Source organism: Acetobacter orleanensis (genome assembly GCF_001581005.1).
GTDB lineage: Bacteria > Pseudomonadota > Alphaproteobacteria > Acetobacterales > Acetobacteraceae > Acetobacter > Acetobacter orleanensis.
In genome coordinates, this window is the sequence record NZ_LHZV01000064.1 from 1 (window position 1) to 18,985 (window position 18,985).

The 18,985-nt window shown below is 56.7% G+C and carries 13 protein-coding genes; 5 read left to right on the plus strand and 8 right to left on the minus strand.

Annotation, left to right across the window (positions count from 1 at the left end; translation table 11 throughout):
• The first annotated feature begins 52 nt into the window (after positions 1–52).
• From AD949_RS09225 to AD949_RS09250, 5 genes are all read left to right on the plus strand, one after another.
• Positions 53–3,250 carry a plasmid replication protein, CyRepA1 family gene (locus tag AD949_RS09225; protein ID WP_048835774.1) on the plus strand — a complete coding sequence of 1,066 codons (3,198 nt, stop codon included), beginning with the start codon at positions 53–55 and terminating at the stop codon, positions 3,248–3,250.
• Between the two features lie 1,643 nt (positions 3,251–4,893).
• Complete coding sequence (locus tag AD949_RS09235; protein ID WP_048835772.1) at positions 4,894–5,229, plus strand: hypothetical protein; 336 nt, start codon at positions 4,894–4,896, stop codon at positions 5,227–5,229.
• The gene (locus AD949_RS09240) at positions 5,229–5,432 is read left to right on the plus strand and encodes a hypothetical protein (RefSeq protein WP_048835771.1); all 204 of its coding nucleotides are present in this window, start codon (positions 5,229–5,231) and stop codon (positions 5,430–5,432) included. The genes AD949_RS09235 and AD949_RS09240 overlap by 1 nt, the downstream gene beginning before the upstream one ends.
• 40 nt (positions 5,433–5,472) lie before the next feature.
• Positions 5,473–5,838 carry a hypothetical protein gene (locus tag AD949_RS09245; protein WP_141325413.1) on the plus strand — a complete coding sequence of 122 codons (366 nt, stop codon included), beginning with the start codon at positions 5,473–5,475 and terminating at the stop codon, positions 5,836–5,838.
• Complete coding sequence (locus AD949_RS09250; RefSeq protein ID WP_048835769.1) at positions 5,835–6,473, plus strand: hypothetical protein; 639 nt, start codon at positions 5,835–5,837, stop codon at positions 6,471–6,473. The genes AD949_RS09245 and AD949_RS09250 overlap by 4 nt, the downstream gene beginning before the upstream one ends.
• A 647-nt stretch (positions 6,474–7,120) precedes the next feature.
• Here AD949_RS09250 and holA read toward each other — a convergent pair.
• The 8 genes from holA to AD949_RS09290 form a co-directional block, all read right to left on the minus strand.
• Positions 7,121–8,134 carry a DNA polymerase III subunit delta gene (gene holA / locus AD949_RS09255; protein WP_048835768.1) on the minus strand — a complete coding sequence of 338 codons (1,014 nt, stop codon included), beginning with the start codon at positions 8,132–8,134 and terminating at the stop codon, positions 7,121–7,123.
• A 24-nt stretch (positions 8,135–8,158) separates the two neighbouring features.
• Positions 8,159–8,857 carry a lipoprotein gene (locus tag AD949_RS09260; protein ID WP_048835767.1) on the minus strand — a complete coding sequence of 233 codons (699 nt, stop codon included), beginning with the start codon at positions 8,855–8,857 and terminating at the stop codon, positions 8,159–8,161.
• On the minus strand, positions 8,857–11,517 hold the full coding sequence (gene leuS / locus AD949_RS09265; RefSeq protein ID WP_048835766.1) for a leucine--tRNA ligase: 2,661 nt from the start codon (positions 11,515–11,517) through the stop codon (positions 8,857–8,859). Before leuS ends, AD949_RS09260 begins: the two co-directional genes overlap by 1 nt.
• A gap of 50 nt (positions 11,518–11,567) precedes the next feature.
• Complete coding sequence (locus AD949_RS09270; RefSeq protein WP_048835765.1) at positions 11,568–12,107, minus strand: DUF3576 domain-containing protein; 540 nt, start codon at positions 12,105–12,107, stop codon at positions 11,568–11,570.
• Between the two features lie 64 nt (positions 12,108–12,171).
• Positions 12,172–14,334 carry an AfsR/SARP family transcriptional regulator gene (locus AD949_RS09275; RefSeq protein WP_048835764.1) on the minus strand — a complete coding sequence of 721 codons (2,163 nt, stop codon included), beginning with the start codon at positions 14,332–14,334 and terminating at the stop codon, positions 12,172–12,174.
• 141 nt (positions 14,335–14,475) lie between these two features.
• A complete protein-coding gene (locus tag AD949_RS09280) occupies positions 14,476–15,609 on the minus strand; it encodes a lytic transglycosylase domain-containing protein (protein ID WP_048835792.1) in 1,134 nt (377 codons plus the stop codon).
• Positions 15,610–15,703: 94 nt separating this feature from the next.
• Complete coding sequence (locus AD949_RS09285) at positions 15,704–15,964, minus strand: hypothetical protein (RefSeq protein WP_052944557.1); 261 nt, start codon at positions 15,962–15,964, stop codon at positions 15,704–15,706.
• Between the two features lie 284 nt (positions 15,965–16,248).
• Complete coding sequence (locus tag AD949_RS09290) at positions 16,249–18,690, minus strand: membrane-bound PQQ-dependent dehydrogenase, glucose/quinate/shikimate family (RefSeq protein WP_048835763.1); 2,442 nt, start codon at positions 18,688–18,690, stop codon at positions 16,249–16,251.
• Between the last annotated feature and the right edge of the window lie 295 nt (positions 18,691–18,985).

An 18,985-nucleotide genomic window follows, 5' to 3' on the forward strand; every position in this document is an offset into this window, starting at 1 on the left:
TTGAATCACACTTCAGCGAATTTCCAAACAGGCTCTTAGAGAATCCGAGCGGATGTTTCGTCTGTTCACGGGTAATCCGGCGGGGCACGGCACCTATGTGGCGGAGGCTTCCGGGGCGACCACGTCCCGGAAGAAGGTCGAGATCAAGAAGACTGCTCGGACCATTAAGACGCCTCCGACAACCGACCTCTGGCAACAGCATATTGATGGCACCCGGCCCTTGGGCATCGTTCCCGTTATGCCGGATGGTACTTGCCATTGGGCCGGTATCGATATCGACGAATACGATCTCGTTCATACGGACATCGTCAAGGCACTGGCCGAAAGAGATTTGCCGGGTATCGTCTGCCGGTCGAAGTCGGGCGGGGCGCATATCCTGTTCTTCTTCAGCGAACCGATAAATGCCGGGAAGGTAAAGGCTAAGCTGAAGGGTGTGGTGGCCGATTTGGGTTGGCCTGCTGATACAGAGGTATTTCCTAAACAGGATATCCCCAATATCGGGAACTGGCTTAATATGCCTTACTTCGATGCCGAGCACGGGACGCGCTATGCAGTTCTTGCAGACGGCAGAGGGATGTCGCTCTATCAGTTTCTCAAAGTGGCTGAAGCGGGCCGGATCACAGAGGCGCAATTCAATATCCTGAACGCGGCAGAGGTAGCCCCGTCCTTTCAACGGGAAGCAATACCTCTGCGTGAACTGACTGACGAAGAGAAGGCTCTTGTCGAACGGACTGGGGGCACAGAAGCGGCTCTCGGGGAACTGGACGCAGCGGTTGCCCGTATCACAGATACTGCTGAGGGCGGTCGAAATAGCCGCGTTTTTGCCTGCTCCGCACGTATCGGAGAGCTTGTTGGTGGTGGAGAGATAGACCGCCCCTTTGCTGAGAAGAAACTAATTGCAGCGGGAATTACGACCGGATTGCCTCCGGGGGAAGCCGTTCAGGTCGTCCACAATGGGCTGAACACGGGGATTAGGAATCCCCGTAACGCTGTGACCGTTGATTGGAAAAAAGCCGGGATGTTGTCCCGTCGGGTTCCTTTCCTTGTAGATATAGACAGCGCCGCACAAGGAAGTCCGACAGCGCGTGCGTGGGTAGAAAGACTGGTTGCGGAGCGTAAGGCGTTCATTCTCAGCACCATGAGTATTCCGCCCGAGGCACGGCAGAGGCACCTTTATGAACAGAGAGCTTCGTTGCCTGACTTGAAAGCGGAGGACTACCGGGGTGTCATCATTCTGCGTGCGCCCATGGGGCAGGGGAAAACTAAGGTTGTGGGAAGACGCTTTGCTGACTGGGCCAAGAGCCGTCCTGCTGCTGAGGTGCCTGATCCTCTGGGCGACGGTATGCGGACGCAGAAGCCGGGATTCATTGCGCTCTGTCATAGGGTCACGCTCACGGGGAGTCTGTCCGGTGTTCTTGATGTCACTTATTATAAAGATGCTGATGGGCAGGAGAGTGATCTGGCAACATGCCTTCCGTCATTGAAAAAGTCGGAGTTTTCCGGAGTAAGGGACGCCTGCGAGTATATTTTCATTGACGAAGTCTCGCAGGTTCTTCGGTTTCTTGCTTCTGACATCAACGACAGAGCCATTTACGAGGCGCTCAAGGATGTGGTCCGTCAGGCAAAGTGTGTGATTGCAGCCGACGCGGGGGCAGATGCCCGGACCGTCCGCTTCCTTGAGGAATGCCGACCGGGAGAAACCTTTCGTATCATTGATGTGACCCCAGAACAGCGACCTGAGCTGGATGTCGAATATCTGGTGCATAGTGGTCGGGGAGCCGCCTCTGCCATTTGGGGCAGAATAGATGCTGAGTTGGATGCAGGCGAGCGGCTATGGGTTTCATGTGAGAGTGTGAAAGAAGCCAAGGCCCTGACAGAGCATCTTGTTAATCAGGGGCGCAGAGTATTGGGTATCTGGGCAGAGAATAAATTCAACCGGGACCAAGAGACTTTCCTCCTCGCGCCGGAGACCGAAAGCCGGAAATATGATGTGGTCGTGCACTCTCCGGTAATTAGTTCCGGCATTTCTATTGAACATGGAAAGAACGAACATTTTACCTTCGGGGTGTTTATTGGGGCAGGTTATACCGCAACCCCAGCAGATGCGGCGCAGATGATGCGGCGAGTTCGTTATCTGAAAAAGTTGATTGTCTCTCTTCCGGAAATAAATAATCTCAAGCAGCGCGATGACCTTGAAGGCTACCTGAAAGGGCAGCGGGAAGCGGCGCGGCTGGCCGGGGTAGATGTCCTCTCTTATGATGAATTCCGTGCGGAGGTGTCTGTTGATGATGCGAACAGTAGAGCAGACTTTGGCAACGGGCTCCTCTGGGTGTTGGAGGAGATGGGAGCCAGTATTCGTAGGGGTAATGCGGATACGGATGCAGTCCTTGCGGAGGAACGCACAGCACTTCGGGTAGAGGGTGAGGCAACCTATGTGCTTGGCGTGCAGAATGCGTCAGTGATTGATGGTGATCGCTTCAATGAGTTGAAGCTGACGGAAAGGATTACTGAAGAACAGCGATACGAGCTGGAGGCATTCCGTATTAGGGAAGGCCTGAATGTTGCTGACCTTGATGATGCGACTATTGCGCTGTGGGATCATGGCCGTGGGGTGGGTGTGCTGGACCGCATGGCGTCGGCCAAGGGGAAAGAGGTGCCGGACAGCGGGGAGATGACCATCTCGAAGCGAAAGCTGTGGAGCCAGATACGAGAAGCCTATGGACGCATTCTTGCCGGAGTGGACCTGAAGGAAGGGGTGCGGGTTAGCAAGGAAGAGGCGCAGGGGATAGCAGACCGAGCTTGGGATGAACGGTTCTTGATGGCACATCTCGGCGTTGTGCCTGTGAGGTGGCGAGTGGATGCGAAGCGGCGCTCTGCTTATCTTGAAGTCAAGGATATTTTCCTCCGGTTGGGACTGACCTGCAAGACCATCCGCAACCGGCGTGCCGGGACCGAATCCTACGCGGTGGCCGGGGTCGATACGGTGTGCCAGATGGTTGGGTATCGATGGGCTCCCGAACGCTGGGACGGGCCGCTTTTCGGGGGTTCTAATATAAGAGAATTTAAAAAACCGGCCCGTCAGACTACGCCGGAACAACTCCCGCTACTGCTCCCGGCTAACGATGACCCGAACCTTTGGCCGGAGTTTACGGAAAAGCCTTCTGCAATCTTTCCATGGATGGAAATCAACCCGGCAGATCTCCCGGACTTCATCCGGAGCGATCCCGCATTCTGGCAGATGGCAACGTAATCAGACGGACGAATTCCATTTCGATACAGCAACTGTCGTAGTAAAATAATCCTTGTGAAAAGGAGAGCATGAGATGAATGAAGATACTGTCATCATGCGCATGCGGGAATAGAAAGACTGACTCAGTGTGATGGCGACCCACGCTTCGAACGCGCAGACAGGATTGCCGATGCCATTCCGGCATTTCACAGAATATACGCGGACCCCGATCGGATGGACCTTTGCGTTCCCGCCGACCAATATTTTGGCTACATGCTGGGGATCATGAATAGTCTTCCTGAATGGCTGCGAGGCGGCTTGATGGACGCACATGAAGCCCAAATACACCGCCGGTTGGCTCTGCTGCCACGTAAGACAGTCGGATGATCAAGGAGGCGGAATGGGAGTCATCCCTGCGAGAGCGTAAGCAGTCCGCAGGGCTCCTCCTACCTCCGGTTCGGTAAGGGGTAGCGCGTTACGTGGGCCATCCTTCCTGCGTCTGCTCTGTCCTTTGGGGAGTCTGTATCGTTGCGAAATATGCCTTTAGGCACTCTCGGTCTCCCCGGCTTATTCGGGAGCCACTGAGATGGACCGTCCCTATCGCTTTGCAGCCCCATAGGGTGCCTTTGCGGGCAAGCACCCGGCCTTTCTCCCCGTGCAAAGACGGTTCGCTCTGAGTCAGCCAGTTAAACGTCCCCAACCCTATAACAATCAGGCATTCTGGTCGAAGTGCCCGCACAATACGTTCTGCATTTTTTCGGCTGAAAATCTCAAGATCAATGCGTAGTGTTTTCGGTATCCTATTCCAATCAGCGATACTTGGAGCTCGAAAGAAAATAGCGTTAAGCCCGGAGCATCGCGCCACCACTTCCGGCTCCCAAATCGCCCTCACTTGTCTGGCGAGCGGCCATTCCTCTGTCGCGTAGTCGCAGGTCTCCGGCCACGTCTCATGATGATCGGCACAGTCAATTGTTCGTCCACCCGGCTGATACCCAAGAAACAGAAACGGTGCATCGACCACCGGAGGGCCGTATAAGATGCGAAAGCCAAGGGCGTATTTACCAAGAGATTCTTCACATTGACGATAGTAATCATTGGTGGCCGCATAGACACTTTGGCATATGTCCTCGGCAATTTGGTTGTACATTACTTTGCCTTTCTGTTGGCAAAGGCGAGCATTTTCCGGTGCGGGGGTCAAGACTGGCGTTGCAAGCGCCGTAGCAGACCGCTGGGTCGGTTGTAGAAAGGGATAGACCTAAGTCCTTCGGAAATTCCTGTGAGGAACCTGTGGCCTGCTGGCATCCTCTAGCGCTGATGCACGATAAAATGGGTTAGTAAACATTACCTATTTTCGACCATACTTACGCCACTCCCGCCCTTCTGTTTACTGCTCTGATTGGTTGTTACCAAGAGCGGCTCTAAGGCTGGCTGTTACATATCTGTTCTCTTAACTCACTGTCAAAGAATGCTAATCATGGAAAAATTGGCTTCTAGAGTGGCCTCCAAACCTTCTGAATTGTTTCTCAAGAAAAATAAAAATTCTTTTTCATATCAAATAATATCAAAATACGTTTCGATTACTTTTTAATAATTACACGCTAAATAGAGGGTGGTTAGACCCGATTACCATCGTGTTAGGGGATGATTACAATTGGAGGCCCTAGATGGCAGTTTCAAAAATTAAGAAAGAACTGGGACCTTTTACCAAAAGCGACAGTCGATTGATCGCTGATGGCAGAAGCGCACCGGCTCGTCGGTATCGTAAATATATCAAGGCACTCAAACAGGATTTTGGAGAAAACCTTCAGCCGACTCAACAGCTTCTTGTCGAACGCACCGCCATGATGCTCACCCGGTTGCATTACCTCGATAATCGCATTCTCATGGATGATGAGTTCGGGCAGCACGATAATAATCAATATATCGCGTGGCAGAACGCTGTGCGTCGGAATCTTGCCGAGCTGGAAGCAACCCGTAAATCAGTATTGGGAGTGTGGTGATGAGTGTTCCCGGCGATGACTACGTGCAATGGAGCCAAGGACAGATTCCCGGTCTGACCGGGAAAGAATCCCATATCGAACTGGTTAAATACCATCTCGAAGCAGCTCAAACATTTCTGGAAGAAGCAGATTCTGCCTCAGATGTCGTGGGATTGGTGATTGAAGCGCTCGATCTTCTTTATGGCGTTAGGCCGGGAGGATAGCCGATGCTACGATTTCTGAAGAAAAATTATGGATTTTCTCATGGCTTTTAAAAAAGCGAGATCTAATTCTGTTCGGCGTATCCGAACTTTTGATGCGCCAATCACGGCCTTTTTTCGACGGAAGCACGAACGCACAGGAGGTCGCGGTAGCACCAAAGATAAACCGATGCCTATGTGGACGCAGCATGTCGCCCCGACCAATTCAGAGGTCAGCATCCCGTCCATTCGGAAGAACAGCTCTTCTGCCGTGGGCTTGGTTCTGAAGAAACAGCAGGACCGAGCAGACGAGATCCACAACCCAACCCCAGAAGCGAACAGGCCGCAACTTATCCCCCAGAAAGGCGACGAAAACGCCACCCGGCTTCAATACATCATTCGCCGCGCTAAAGAGTATTGGAATAAATGATGAACAAACTACAGACCAATCTGGCAGCGGCTAAGAACCGCTATCAGGATACTCTCAAGGCTTTGGACGAAGTCGGTGCCAGGCAAGTCAAGGCTACTAAAATCGTCTCCGCGCTTCAGGCTGAGAAGGACTCTCTTGTTGCCGTCCATGAGCAGGTCAACAACATCCGGCTTGATGCGATGGAAACAGGTAAGACCACGGTTTATCTCCCGGTTGAGTTGTCAAAGAAATATGAGCGGTTGCGGGAGATTGACGAAGTCCTTCCGACAGCTCTTCGCCGGAAAGAATCCCTTGCTAAGGAAAGAGCGGTCACTGCGGCGGCTGTAGAGGATGCGAGTGAGGCTGTTCGCCGGGAAGCCGGGAGTATCCTTGCAGCGGAGCAGGCAGATGTCTGGGAGCGAGCCAAGGAGCTATGGAGCGAGTATGTTGAGACGATCCGAGAGGTTCTTGTTCTTGGCTCTACCGGGCATGGACGTTATCCATGGTCCGAGATAGCTGAACATCTCAATTCTTTGACGCCTTCTGCTTACAGGGAACTGAACGGGGAAGGGGTAGCTAAAACCAATGTTGGGCGAGAGAAGGTCCGGCAGAGGTATGCTGATCTCATCGCTCCGTTGGGTGCAGCACCCTCCTGAAAGAAAAAACCCCTCCGCCGTGAGGGCTGCGGAGGGGTTTCATCGAAGATTCACAGAAAGAAACCCGACCGGGAAGAGCCGGTCGTTAGCCCCTTTATAGCCCGACAAGCGCCCTGCGACTAATTCATATTTTACGGCGAGTAGATAGTTGGCCTTGCGTCTGTGCCGTTTAGCGAGCGGAGTCGTAAAGGCGGGCGTTAAGAGGGGCGGGTAATACGGCCATCCAATTAATCTATTGTTTTATAAAGAAATTTTTCCAAAGATTGGTGTCCGCGACGGGATTCGAACCCATGGCCCCAGGATTCTTGCCACTTCGGTTTTCACCGCCACCCGGCTTTGCTCCCTGTATGAAGGGGCCGGGTGTTTGTGGTCTGGACTGTCCCTTTGCCTTAAGCTGTTTCCAGCCCGTAGGCACCGCCCGTCCAGTCTCTACACCTTCCGCCTCTGTTGCCAGAGGGCGGCTTGGCTCGGGATCGGCACGGCCTGAGCAGGCCAGAGCGTTCCCCGAATTTGAGCGGATACACCATGGAGTTTCCCGTCATGGCGCCCAATTACCTTAGGAATCCTGTGCTCTATCCTGCTGAGCTACGCGGACACACGCTGGCGTTTATACTCAAAGCCCTGTGCAGGAGCAAGGGTAAGGGTGCCTAGCGGCGGGAGGCGAGCACCGCCCGGGCCGCAAGTCCGGCCACGTAGCGTTTGCAGAGGAGTTCGTCCGGTGCGCCAGTCTGCTTGCAGGCAAGCTCCAGAGCCTGTGTTTCCTGCACCGCCTTGGTCAGGGCATGGAGTGGCCAGAGATCGACTGCCCGGTTGAAACTGGTAGTGCGTTTGAAAAAAACAGGGGGACGTAGGCTTTTGATGGCGTCACTCCGGCTAGCGCCATCCTCCATGGCTGCCCGCACACGCCGCAGGCGGTGCAGGTGGGAGAGAAAAGTGCGGGCAATGGCAATCGGGCTGATGCCCTCCGCCAGTGCGCGCTCGATGGCCAGATCCGCTTCTGTCCGGCGCCCTTCCGTGGCGGAAAAAGCGGCGTCTTCCACGGAAACGCTGCCCGCATCGCCAATGCAGGCATGCACATCGTCCAGTGTAAGAGTGCCTTTGTCGCCTGCATAGAGCGCCAGTTTTTCCACCTCGCTCCGGGCAGCACTCCGGTCTGCGCCCAGTCGGCCTGTCAGCCAGTGCAGGGCGTCCTGATCGATGCGGACTGTGTGGCTGGCCAGCATCTGGGTGATGGTTGTTTCCAGCGTGCGGCCTTCTTCGGGGTAGCAGCCTACGCTTGCGCAGTCTGGATGCTTTTCCAGCAAGGCGCGCAGTTTGGAGCGCGACGGGAGGCCCGGTGCTTCCAGCACCACCAGCGTATCCGTCTTCTGATCCAGCACATGGGTGATGGCTTTCAGCAGGCCATCTCCGGCATCACGCACCCGCACGGCGCGCCGGCCGCCCATCAGGGAGAAAGCGGTGGCTTCCTCTTCCAGCCGGTCATGCGTTTCCTTGTCCAGAACCGCTACACGGAACGGGTCATCAACCGATCCAGCAATTTGTTTGACGGCATCCTGCGCGCGTTCACGGATCAGCCCTGTATCCTCACCATGCAGCAGGATTACCCGCCATGCGCCGGGGTCCCGGGTTACGCGGGGCAGGGTTCGGGCATCAATTTTCATGGGGCCGCCTCCCGCCCGGAACGGTTACAGACCGCCGGTCGGGCTGGGGGAGCCACGCCCTGTGGCCATGTCTGGAATAGCATCATCGCCTTCCTGCTCCATGGGCGCATCCTTTTCAGAATTTGGAATGGCATTGGGCATGGGGTAGAAAGCTTTGGGGCCTTGTGTGCGTTTTTGCGCCGGTGTGACTTGTGTGCGGAACCATGTTGCCACCTGCTGGGTGACCTGATCCGCCAAAGTTTTGGCAACACGGCCCGTTGTCGTTTCCCCATTCAGGGTCTGGGCAAAATACTGTTCGTAGGTTGCTGTGTATCCATCCAGCGCGGAGGCATCGCCCTGTGCCAGAAGTTTGGGATACTGTTCCACGCTGAAGAGTGTCCAGTGCGCATGGGCGTTCATACGCACACGGCCGGACGTATTATCCGAATGGATATCCAGAGATTCCCACCCTATGGAGGGCTGGACAACCAGCTTGTAGCCGTCTGGATCCTCCGGGCCATCTCCTGCCATGTTCTGTTGCAGCGCAAGACGAACCTGTTGGCCCATCCGTTCCGGAATATTGGCAACGTAAACGCGTTTGAGTTCCGCATTGATTTGCGGCGCATCTTCGCGCTCACCATAAAGAGGCTGAAAGCCGCACCCGCTCAGCGCAAGAGGGGCTCCTAGCAGTAAAACTGCCAGCGAGCCATTCAACAGAGAGTGCGTGAAGCGGGGTCTGGACATTAGCCTGCCGTTACAAAATTGACGATACGGTTGGGCACGTGGATACGTTTGACAATCCGTTTGCCCTCCAGCAACCGGGCCACGTTGGGTTCGGCTTCGGCACGGGCGATAACGGCCGCACTGTCTTCATCCGGCGCGGCATCAATCTTGCCGCGCAGCTTGCCCATAATCTGCACAGCCAGCGTGACCTGCGTGGCGGCCAGCAGGCTCGGATCTGCTTCCGGCCAAGGCAGTTCCACCACCATAGTCTTACCCGGCTCCAGCAGCGCAAACATTTCCTCCGCCAGATGCGGCATCATGGGGGCGCAAAGCTGGCAGAGAACGCGGGCGGCTTCACGCCGGGCAAAGGCGATGCCGTCCAGTTCCGGTGTTTTTTCCGCATCGGCAAGGGCCGAGGTCAGTTCATGAATACGGGCCACGGCCACGTTGATGGTGAAGGCTTCCAATGCTTCCGTGACGGCCGCAATGGTGCGGTGTGTGGCACGGCGTAATGTATCGGCTTCCGAGGCGATATCTGCCGGGCACGTATTCTGAGCCGGGACGGTTTCTGCTACAGTGCGAACAAGGCGGAACAGGCGCTGCGCAAAACGCGCGGCACCGGAAACCCCGGCCTCTGTCCATTCCATGTCGCGTTCAGGCGGGCTGTCAGACAGAACGAACCAGCGGGCAGTATCTGAACCAAAGCGTTCAATAATCGCTTCGGGGGAGACGGTGTTGCGCTTGGACTTGGACATTTTTTCCACGCGGCCAACCGTCACGGCGTCTTCCGTGCCGCGTTTGACAGCACCCTCGGGGCGCAGATCAACCTCTTCCGGATACAGCCAGTTGCCTGCCGCATCCTTGTAACTCTCGTGGTTGACCATGCCTTGCGTAAACAGTCCGGCAAACGGCTCGCTCAGGTCCAGATGGCCGGTCTTACGCATGGCGCGGGTAAAGAAGCGCGCATAGAGCAGATGCAGAATGGCGTGCTCAATCCCGCCAATATATTGGTCAACTGCCAGCCAGCCATCGGCGGCGTCGCGCACGGTCGGGGTTGGGGCATGCGGGGCGGTGAACCGCGCAAAATACCATGAACTGTCAACAAATGTATCAAACGTGTCGGTTTCACGCACCGCAGGCTTGCCGCATTTGGGGCAAGCCACATGCTTCCATGTTGCGTGGTGGTCCAGCGGGTTGCCGGGTTTGTCGAACGTCACATCTTCCGGCAGTTTGACGGGCAGTTGCGCATCCGGCACCGGCACAGGGCCGCAGCTTTCACAATGAATGACTGGAATGGGGCAGCCCCAGTAGCGCTGGCGGGAAACACCCCAGTCACGCAGACGCCAGTTGACCACACCTTTGCCAACGCCAAGCTCTTCCAGCCGGGTAATGGCTTCCTTGCGGGCCTCTTCCGTGGAGAGACCATCCAGAAAGCCGGAATTGATCAGGGTACCGTCGCCAGTAAAGGCGTTTTTGGTAATCGCGAAGTCGGCCTGATCTTTTCCCTGCGGCAGGACAACCGGCGTGACGGGCAGATTATATTTGTGCGCGAAGTCCAGATCGCGCTGATCCCCCGAGGGGCAGCCGAACAGCGCGCCGGTGCCGTAATCCATCAGCACGAAATTGGCGATCCAGATCGGAAAGCTTTTGTCCATGAAAGGATGGTTAACGCGCAGGCCCGTATCAAAGCCGCGCTTTTCAGCCGTTTCCACAGCCTCAACTGATGTGCCGAGGCGGCGACATTCCGCGATGAACTCGGCGGCGTCTTTATTGCTCTGGGCAACGTAAGCAGCCAGCGGGTGGTCCGGCGCAATGGCCAGAAAGGACATGCCGAATAGCGTATCCGGGCGGGTGGTAAAAACCTCGACCGCGTTCAGATTGCTGTCCAACCCCTCATTGGTCAGCCCTTGCGGGGGCTGATGCAGGGAGAAGGTGATATGCGCGCCTTCCGAGCGACCAATCCAGCGTTCCTGCATGGTGCGCACGCGGTCCGGCCAGCGATCCAGCGTTTTCAGGCCATCCAGAAGGTCTTCCGCAAAATCAGTGATTTTGAGAAACCACTGGGAAAGTTTCTTCTTCTCAATCAGAGCACCGGAGCGCCAGCCGCGCCCCTCCACAACCTGCTCGTTCGCCAGCACGGTCTGGTCAATCGGGTCCCAGTTCACCCAGCTTTCCCGGCGTTCCACCAGACCAGCCTGAAGGAAGTCCAGAAACAGCTTCTGCTGCTTGCCGTAATACTCCGGCAGGCAGGTGGCGATTTCACGGTCCCAGTTAAGGGAGAAGCCAAGGCGCTGGAGAGTGGCGCGCATGGCGGCAATATTTTTCAGCGTCCAGTCTTGCGGGTGCACTCCGCGTTCTCGCGCGGCATTTTCGGCAGGCAGGCCGAACGCGTCCCACCCCATGGGGTGCAGCACGGCATAACCACGGGCGCGCTTGTAGCGGGCGACCACATCCCCCAGCGCATAGTTGCGCACATGGCCCATATGGAGCTGGCCAGAGGGGTAGGGGAACATTTCCAGCACGTAGTATTTGGGCTTATCGGCCGGAGGGACATCCGGCACGGTAAATACACCGGCCTCATTCCACGCTTTCTGCCACCGGGGCTCAACGGTCTGAAAATCGAAGGAGACCCCGGTTGCGGGGTGCGCCGGGGTGGTGGACGTGTTGGCAGGCTGTGTCATGGAACTCGCGCGGGTCAAATTTTAAAATTCAGGCCGGAAAAGCCGGGACGTTAGTCGTCCCGGTTGCCGTTATCCGCGCGCAGCTTGCGTGCGCGGGAGAGAATGCGGGCTGCAATATCGGAAGCCGTATTGGCAGCGGGCGGGGTATCCACCCACTCATTCCCCTGCTGGACCTGCCGGAACACGGTCAGGCGCAGCGCATCGGACCGCAGGCGGCGGTCAAGGATGAACGCTGTCATTTTAAAGCGTTCGCCGTGGGCGGCGGGCGGGGTGTACCAGTCTGTCAGGATAATACCGCCTTCCGCATCCGCCGTGGCGACCGGCATGAAGGAGAGCGTATCCAGCGTGGCGCGCCACAGATAGGCGTTTACGCCGCCTTTCAGCACATCTTCACCCCCTGAAGCGCCGCGATCTTCATGCAGAAGATGGTTGCGCGGGGCGGTCAGGTCATTACTGCTGTGGGGGCCGCTGGAGCAGGCCGGCAGAAGCAGGAGGCTGGAAAGGGCAACGCCGGCCAGCCAGAAAGCAGGCCGTGAGCCGCTGGAGGCAGAACCGGAAGCGGAAGGGCAGGGCATGGGGCGACGTGGCATAATGTCGATACGGCTCCTTCGGCGGTGGGGCGCCGATGTTCCCCGGCCTGCCTGCTGCTCAGGGTCAGGTCCGGCTCATGGTCGGGTGGGTCTTGGCTCCCTTCATATCCTGTCGGGGCAATCCCGCCAAGCGTCTGCTTGCGCTCTCTGCGGACAGGGGGCGTAAGGGGGCTGGGCCACTTTCTAGAAAGCCCCCTTTTTTCAGGGCATCAGTCAGCAGTTTCAGGTGCTGGGGCTGTAGATAAGTATAGTGGGCTTCAATGCGTGAGGCTGTAAGTTCTGGTTGGAGCAGGTTGAGCCGCTCGGCATATTCATCCGCCAGCGCATGTTGGCCCAGCACACAGGCCGCTGCCAGTGCAGGGAGCAGAATGGCTGTGCGATTCGGGTTTGTAATCAGCATGTTTCGGGCTTTTTCCAGCGCCATTTCATGCTGGCCAGCCAGAAAGCAGGAAACAATCAGATTATGGTCCGCTGTTATGGTGATTGGCATAAACGGCACCATGTTGAAAAAGTCCATGTAGATCTGCGCGGCAGGAACCAGCTCTCCGCCTGTCAGCGCGTAAAACCCTTTCAGCAGGATAAAGAGACTGTCCTGCGGGTCGTCCAACTCCGTCTTTATCTGCTGGAGGAGCGCGAAGGCTTCATCCCGCCGCTGCGTATAGAGCAGGCCTACGGTCAGCAGGTAACGTGCGTTGATGCTGGTAGGCATTAGGGTCAGAGTTTTGCGCATCAATTCCACAACCGGGGCCATCAGGCTGGCTATGGGAGCATCCCACTGCTCAAAGGCGCTTAGAAGCAGGTAATTGCCGTGTACATACAGGATAAAAGCTTCCTCCGGCGCGCGGGTTTCCGCGCGGTGCAGGAGGTCCTCAATCACACCACTGATAGTCGGGTCATGCCGCTGGCTGAGGTTGAAGGCGCGCAGGGCCATGCCGATGGGAGCGAGTTCGGCCAAAGGTTTGCTGCCCAGCCTGCGGGATTCTGTCAGCAGGAGGGTCCAGACCAGCACGGAGGAGATACGGTTGGACAGGCTGTTGAGGTTTTCCTGCGTAAAGGCCAGCCGGTATCCCCAGACAATGGCCCCGTTCAGGCGTGTGTCAAACGCTTGAAGGGTAAGGTGCGCTTTGCCATCCTGCTGCGATGTCAGCGTGACGCTGAGAATAAAATCCGTCCCTTTCTGTTGGAAAACGTCCAGATCCTCAGGCGTGGTGGAGGGGAAGCGCTGCGGCAGCATGATCACATCGAGAATACCATGCCGGACCATGGACAGGCACAGTTCATCCCGGAAATCTTCCGCAAGGCTGATAACAGCCGGATCCGTTATGCTGTCAGGGCAGGAGAAGAACACAAGCGTGCTGATATGCGTGTTGCCGTACAACGGCTGGCGCGGGGCGGGTATGGCTTCCGGTTCTACGGGGCTTCTGCTTGCCCAGATTGGTAGGCGGCGTTCACCCGGCGCGGCAAGGGGGGTGACAGTTTTATAGCGTGTGCTGCGAATTTCAGAAATCAGCCGCATGGTTTCTTCACCCGGCGGGGCGCCCACGGCGTCCTGAAAGGCGCGAATGCAGGTTTCCGCGCTCAGAAGGGCAGTACCCTGTTCCCCGCAGAGCGTTTCCGAGAGAATACGAGTCCGCCATGCGGCTTCATGCAGCGGTTCCATACGCAGCAGACGGCGGGCGGCATCCCGCGCTGTCGTGGGGTCCGGCGTTGTGACCAGCAAAGCTTCCAACTGATGCAGAACATGCTGGCGCATGCGGGTGCGCTGGTCCGCCAGCCAGAGCGTAAAGGCCGGGTCTACGGTGCTCAGGTTTTCCAGCAGGGGGGACGGAGCATCGGGCAGATTCAGCACGTTGCCCGGTGTGCATGTCAGAAACCGTTCAGCATCCACACTGGTCAATCCCGGCAGAAGGGCAAGAGACTGGCGCTGCACATCCAGAACCGATACGCCGAGCGGGTTGAGCGCGTCTTGCAGGCGGTGGATTTCCTGCCGGAGGGACGCCCGAGCCTGTTCGGTGGAGCGTTGGCTCCACAGGAGTTCCGCCAGCCGTGTACGGGCTACGGGCCGCCGGTCCGACAGGGCGAGGATAGCCAGCAGCCCCTTGGTTTTTGTCCCGTTGGGCAGCAGCGAATCATCCGCAAGAGAGATGACATCCATGTGGCCCAGAAGGCGCACACGCAGGATGGCGGTTTCAGTCTTGTGAAACCCCGGTCTGTTTACAGTGGGCATGACTCATAATGTCCGTTATCTATAACCGCATTATCCAAAGAATACCTAGGTAATGCGAACAAGATTATGGTCTTGTTAAGGTGATCTTATATAAGAGCTATAGTCTTATAAGAAAAATCTTAACAAGCAGTGGAAAAAATATTATTGCTCTACAACCAGAATACAGGACAAACCCTGTTGACGAAGCTGTGAGCAGACGGGGCCGGCCTGTGTCGCAGGCAGGCCCGCCAGCCGTGTTCGCCAGATCTGGCGGCCATTTGTGGCAGGGATCATCTCAATCCGGTTCACCGCGCCAGCCAGAGTGCTGGAAGACTGTCTGGCAAGGGCCGCAGCTTGAAGAGCGCGTTCCTGCGTGGAAAACGCCCCGATCTGGATCATGGCATTCCCGCCCGTATCCTGCTGCCAGACTGTAGTGGCAGCAGGAGGGGGATCGCCGGCCTGAGCAACTTCAGGAGCCGTCAGCGCCTGTCCGGCGGCGGCAGTGCCTGAACCGGATGAGACCGCAATATCTCCATCAGACGTGTAGGGCACTGGGGATGCCAGAGTATTAGGCTGTAACGGTGGCGCTCTGCCAGTAACCGGGGTGGCGGAGGCAAGCTGTGTGGCGGGGGCCGTCGCCGCAACCACACGATAGGCCGGTGTGCCCACCGGGATACCGCTCGGCCCGGAAAGGACAGGGCTCGGCGCAGGCGCATACGCCATTTGAGGTGTGGTGGTGATGGCCGGAACCGGGTCATTCAGATGCGGGCTGACAGCCGCCAGATAGGTGCGCGCGTAGGACGGCAGGCTTGCGCCACGGCTACGATGGTTTTCCTCGCATTGCGGGCCGCAATTATAGGCGGCTACAAAACCCGGAGACCCAAAGCGGTCATAGAGTTCACGAATATAGCCACTCCCCGCCATGATGTTGTCATGCGGGTTGTAGGGGTCCGAGCCCAGACGGTAGCGTCTGGCGAGTTCTCTGTAGGTATCAGGTTTGATCTGCATTAGGCCGACTGCTCCGTGAATGGAGCGGGTGAGCCTGCCGTGCATATACTGATGGCCGCCGGATTCCTGCTGCATAATGGCGCGAATCCATGACTGGGGAATGGAAAAGCGCGTAGAGGCTTCCTGAATGTATGGTCTCCATGCATCAACAGCCGGGCCGGGTGCACGGTATGAAGAGCGTGTTGGCCCGGCGCAGGCAGACAGTGCCGCCAGCCCGCCAAGAACCAGCGTGCCAAGCGCACGCTTTCTCTTCTGGGCTGTTTCGGGAAGAAGAAAAGTCCGAACCATGCGGGCATGGTGCCTCTCCTGAAAGCTGGATGCAATCACAACCTGTGCCGGTTGCCGCATTGCCGTGTGGGGAAAAGCGCAGGGCTTGAAAAAATCAGGTTGTCCGGCGCGGGGGTTTTGCCCGGGTCTGCTTATCCGCGGACTGGTGGATGCTTGTGGTGATATCGCGCATCAGCTCCGGGTTCGTGCGGCGGATCTGGCCTGCTCGCAGGATGCTGGCGGCGTCATTGTTGGGGGTGGTTGCCCACTCTTCCAGAAACTGAAGGTCTGAAAGGCTTTCCCGCCCGTGGCGGCGTAGGGCGCGGCGGGCAGCAGTGGTACGAATTGTCGGAGCGTGCTCCGTTTTCATAAGCATAGTCTGGGTCCTGTTGGTCGTCTGATCATGCGGCTGGCTGCTTTCTGGCAGGACAACCGCGAGGCTCGGACACAGCACTTTTTTATTGAAAGAGGGTGTGCCGAAGGGTCCTGCTGGACCTGTTTGCGGAGGCTTTAACGCACCAACAATGTGTCATTTTAAAGAAAAATCTAAAAATAAAACAAAAACCTATGAGGAACATTACGCGCTTTTGCGGTCAGGACAAAAAAAATCCCCACAAAAGTGGGGATTTTCTTGGAGTCTATGCTTTATCTTTCAAGCACTTACTTGGCAGTAGCGTCATCCGGCAAAGTGTAGGCGATAATATAGTCACCAACATCCGGAGAATGACTCATGCCGCCGGCAGAGATGACCACATATTCCTTACCCGTCTTGGGAGACCGGAAAACGAGAGGGGCAGCCACAGCACCAACCGGCAGGCGTTCCCGCCAGACTTCCCTGCCTGTGCCAGAGTCCAGCGCGCGCAGGTAATAGTCCTGAGTGCCCGCAAAGAAGACCAGACCAGAGGCGGTGGAGGTCGGCCCGCCCAGAGTTGGCATGCCCATGGGGACCGGCAGATGGGTTTTGATACCCATCGGACCCAGATCTTGCGTTGTGCCCATGGGCACCTGCCACAGCATCTTTCTGGTATGCAGATCAATGGCGCTCATGGTGCCGAAGGGCGGCGTATTGCAGGGCACTTGCAGCGGAGATTGCAGGATATCAATGCGCACCCCGGCATAAGGGCCAGCCACCTGCGGGCGGATAGTGCCCATAAAGCCCGGCACTTCATCCGTTGAAACCTTATATTTTTTGGCTTCTTCACGGTTTACCAGCGTCATGCGCAGGGGCATGCGCATGTCATTCACAAACAGGATACCGCGCGCTTCATCAATGGAGATGCCGCCCCAGTTCATGCCGCCCAGCAGGCTGGGCCACTCGATATAGGGTTTTTCACCCGGCGGGGTGAACGGACCTTCATAGACCGAATCCTTGAACATGATCCGGCAGTAAAGCTGGTCAAACGTGCTGACACCCCACATGGAGCTTTCCGTCAGCGGGTCTGCGCCGATGGTCGGCATCCCGACAGAGAAAGGCTGGGTGGGAGACAGATGCTCGCCCTGTGCGGATGGAGAGGTCGCCACGCGGCGTTCCTGCACTTCCGTTACTGGCTGGCCGGTACGGCGGTCCAGAACAAAAATATGTCCTGTCTTGGTGGTCTGGATCAGGGCGGGGACTTTTTCTCCCTGCGCATTGGTCACATCATACAGCACGGGCTGAGACGGCAGGTCATAGTCCCACACGTCATGATGCACAGTCTGGAAAACCCACTTCGTTTTTCCGGTGGTAGCATCCACGGCCACAATAGCCGCCCCGAATTTTTCCTTTACCGCGTTGCGGTCTCCACCCCAGTAATCGGGCGGGCCATTGCCGGTGGGCAGGTAGACGAGGTTCAGGTCTTTATCATAGGTAGGAATGGTCCACACATTGGGGGTTTCCAGCGTGTAGGTCTGTCCTTCTGCAGGTGCGCCGGTATTTTCCGGGTCTCCCACATCCCACGCCCAAGCTAGAGCGCCGGTCCGCACATCATAGGCGCGCACAACGCCGGAGGGTTCACCGTGGACAATATCACGGACCCAACCACCAATAACGGCAACATGCCCCATCACAACCGGAATGGAGGTGGGGTGGTAGCGTTTGCTCCCTTCAACGGGGCCCATCTGCTTTTTGAGGTCAACAGTACCGTTTTCGCCAAAACCTGAGCACAGTGCTCCGGTATGCGCATCCAGCGCGATAAAGCGAGCATCCACTGTGGAAACCAGAATACGCTGGTGGCACATGGGGGCGGCTTCATCCGCAGTCTTGTCTTCAGCGGTCAGGCTGGTGTCCTTTGTGGCATCGTAATAGCCAACACCGCGACAGGTCACATGCTCAGCCGTATGGGCCTTGGGGTCAAACTTCCAGATTTCTTTCCCTGAGTCGGCTTCCAGAGCGGTAATCAGGTTTTCCGGGGTGCAGGAATACAGCACATTGCCAATCTGCTGCGGGGTGTTTTCATCCACGCCAGCGCCCGGACCATGTGTTCTTCTGCCCGTATGGTAAACCCACGCGACTTTCAGCTTGCTGACATTTTTCGGCGTAATCTGGGTGTAGGGTGCATAACGCGTTCCCTGCGCATTCCGTCCGAAAAACTCCCAGTCATCAGATGCGTCAGGTTTGCCCGCCTGTGCAATCTGGGAAGGGGATGGAGCAGCCGCGGGGTTGCTGATCTGCCCATGGGGGTAAAAGGCTTCCACGAGTGTAACCAGAAGACACCCGACAAGACCAAGGCCACCAAAGACGCTGCCGCGGCGAATAGCCGTGCGTGTTGCAGGGAAGGTCGCAACAGCCCACAGGCTGAGGGCAAAGAGAATAGCCGGCACAACAAGACGCGGCAAAAGAGCCCAGTAGCCAATTTCTGGCGTGTCACACAGCGCCCAGATAAAGGTTGCGGCAAAAATGACCACAGACACAGCAAGTGTGGCGCGATGTTTGATGAAAACAAGAAGAGCCAGCGCACAATACGCTAACCCGGCCAGCAGATAATAAGCTGAGCCACCCAGCATCAGCAGCTTTGCGCCACCATAGGTAAGAGTCAGACCCGCGGCGAGGCTGAGGACTGAAAAAAGGGCACGATAAATGCCACCGAGTGGAGAATGGTGAACTGCGTGTTGAGTGCCACCCATGCTATCCCTCCAATATGAAAATCGTCCTGACAGCAAGGTGCCCGGCCGAGGTTGCGACTAAATCCAGATGCGCTGGTTTCTTGATGAAGACGCCTCTCGACGGACCATGGCCTGCGTGAAAAGTCTTTATCATTTTGCCCAGAGAAGCGGAAAATGCTCTGTGTCTAAAATGTCTGATCCTGTCAAGAAGGAGGCAAGGTAAAACCATTAATAAAAATGGAGATTTTTTCATGATTTTTTTTGATATGGAGGAGATGGCTCCCTTGAGTGCAAGGTTCTGCCGAGGATCAGGTTT

Bases quoted from the DNA above. Each gene is read 5' to 3' on its own strand.
- AD949_RS09225 (WP_048835774.1), top strand. From the start codon at position 53: ATGTTTCGTCTGTTCACGGGTAATCCGGCGGGGCACGGCACCTATGTG.
- AD949_RS09235 (WP_048835772.1), top strand. From the start codon at position 4,894: ATGGCAGTTTCAAAAATTAAGAAAGAACTGGGACCTTTTACCAAAAGC.
- AD949_RS09240 (WP_048835771.1), top strand. From the start codon at position 5,229: ATGAGTGTTCCCGGCGATGACTACGTGCAATGGAGCCAAGGACAGATT.
- AD949_RS09245 (WP_141325413.1), top strand. From the start codon at position 5,473: ATGGCTTTTAAAAAAGCGAGATCTAATTCTGTTCGGCGTATCCGAACT.
- AD949_RS09250 (WP_048835769.1), top strand. From the start codon at position 5,835: ATGATGAACAAACTACAGACCAATCTGGCAGCGGCTAAGAACCGCTAT.
- holA (WP_048835768.1), bottom strand. From the start codon at position 8,134: ATGAAAATTGATGCCCGAACCCTGCCCCGCGTAACCCGGGACCCCGGC.
- AD949_RS09260 (WP_048835767.1), bottom strand. From the start codon at position 8,857: ATGTCCAGACCCCGCTTCACGCACTCTCTGTTGAATGGCTCGCTGGCA.
- leuS (WP_048835766.1), bottom strand. From the start codon at position 11,517: ATGACACAGCCTGCCAACACGTCCACCACCCCGGCGCACCCCGCAACC.
- AD949_RS09270 (WP_048835765.1), bottom strand. From the start codon at position 12,107: ATGCCACGTCGCCCCATGCCCTGCCCTTCCGCTTCCGGTTCTGCCTCC.
- AD949_RS09275 (WP_048835764.1), bottom strand. From the start codon at position 14,334: ATGCCCACTGTAAACAGACCGGGGTTTCACAAGACTGAAACCGCCATC.
- AD949_RS09280 (WP_048835792.1), bottom strand. From the start codon at position 15,609: ATGGTTCGGACTTTTCTTCTTCCCGAAACAGCCCAGAAGAGAAAGCGT.
- AD949_RS09285 (WP_052944557.1), bottom strand. From the start codon at position 15,964: ATGCTTATGAAAACGGAGCACGCTCCGACAATTCGTACCACTGCTGCC.
- AD949_RS09290 (WP_048835763.1), bottom strand. From the start codon at position 18,690: ATGGGTGGCACTCAACACGCAGTTCACCATTCTCCACTCGGTGGCATT.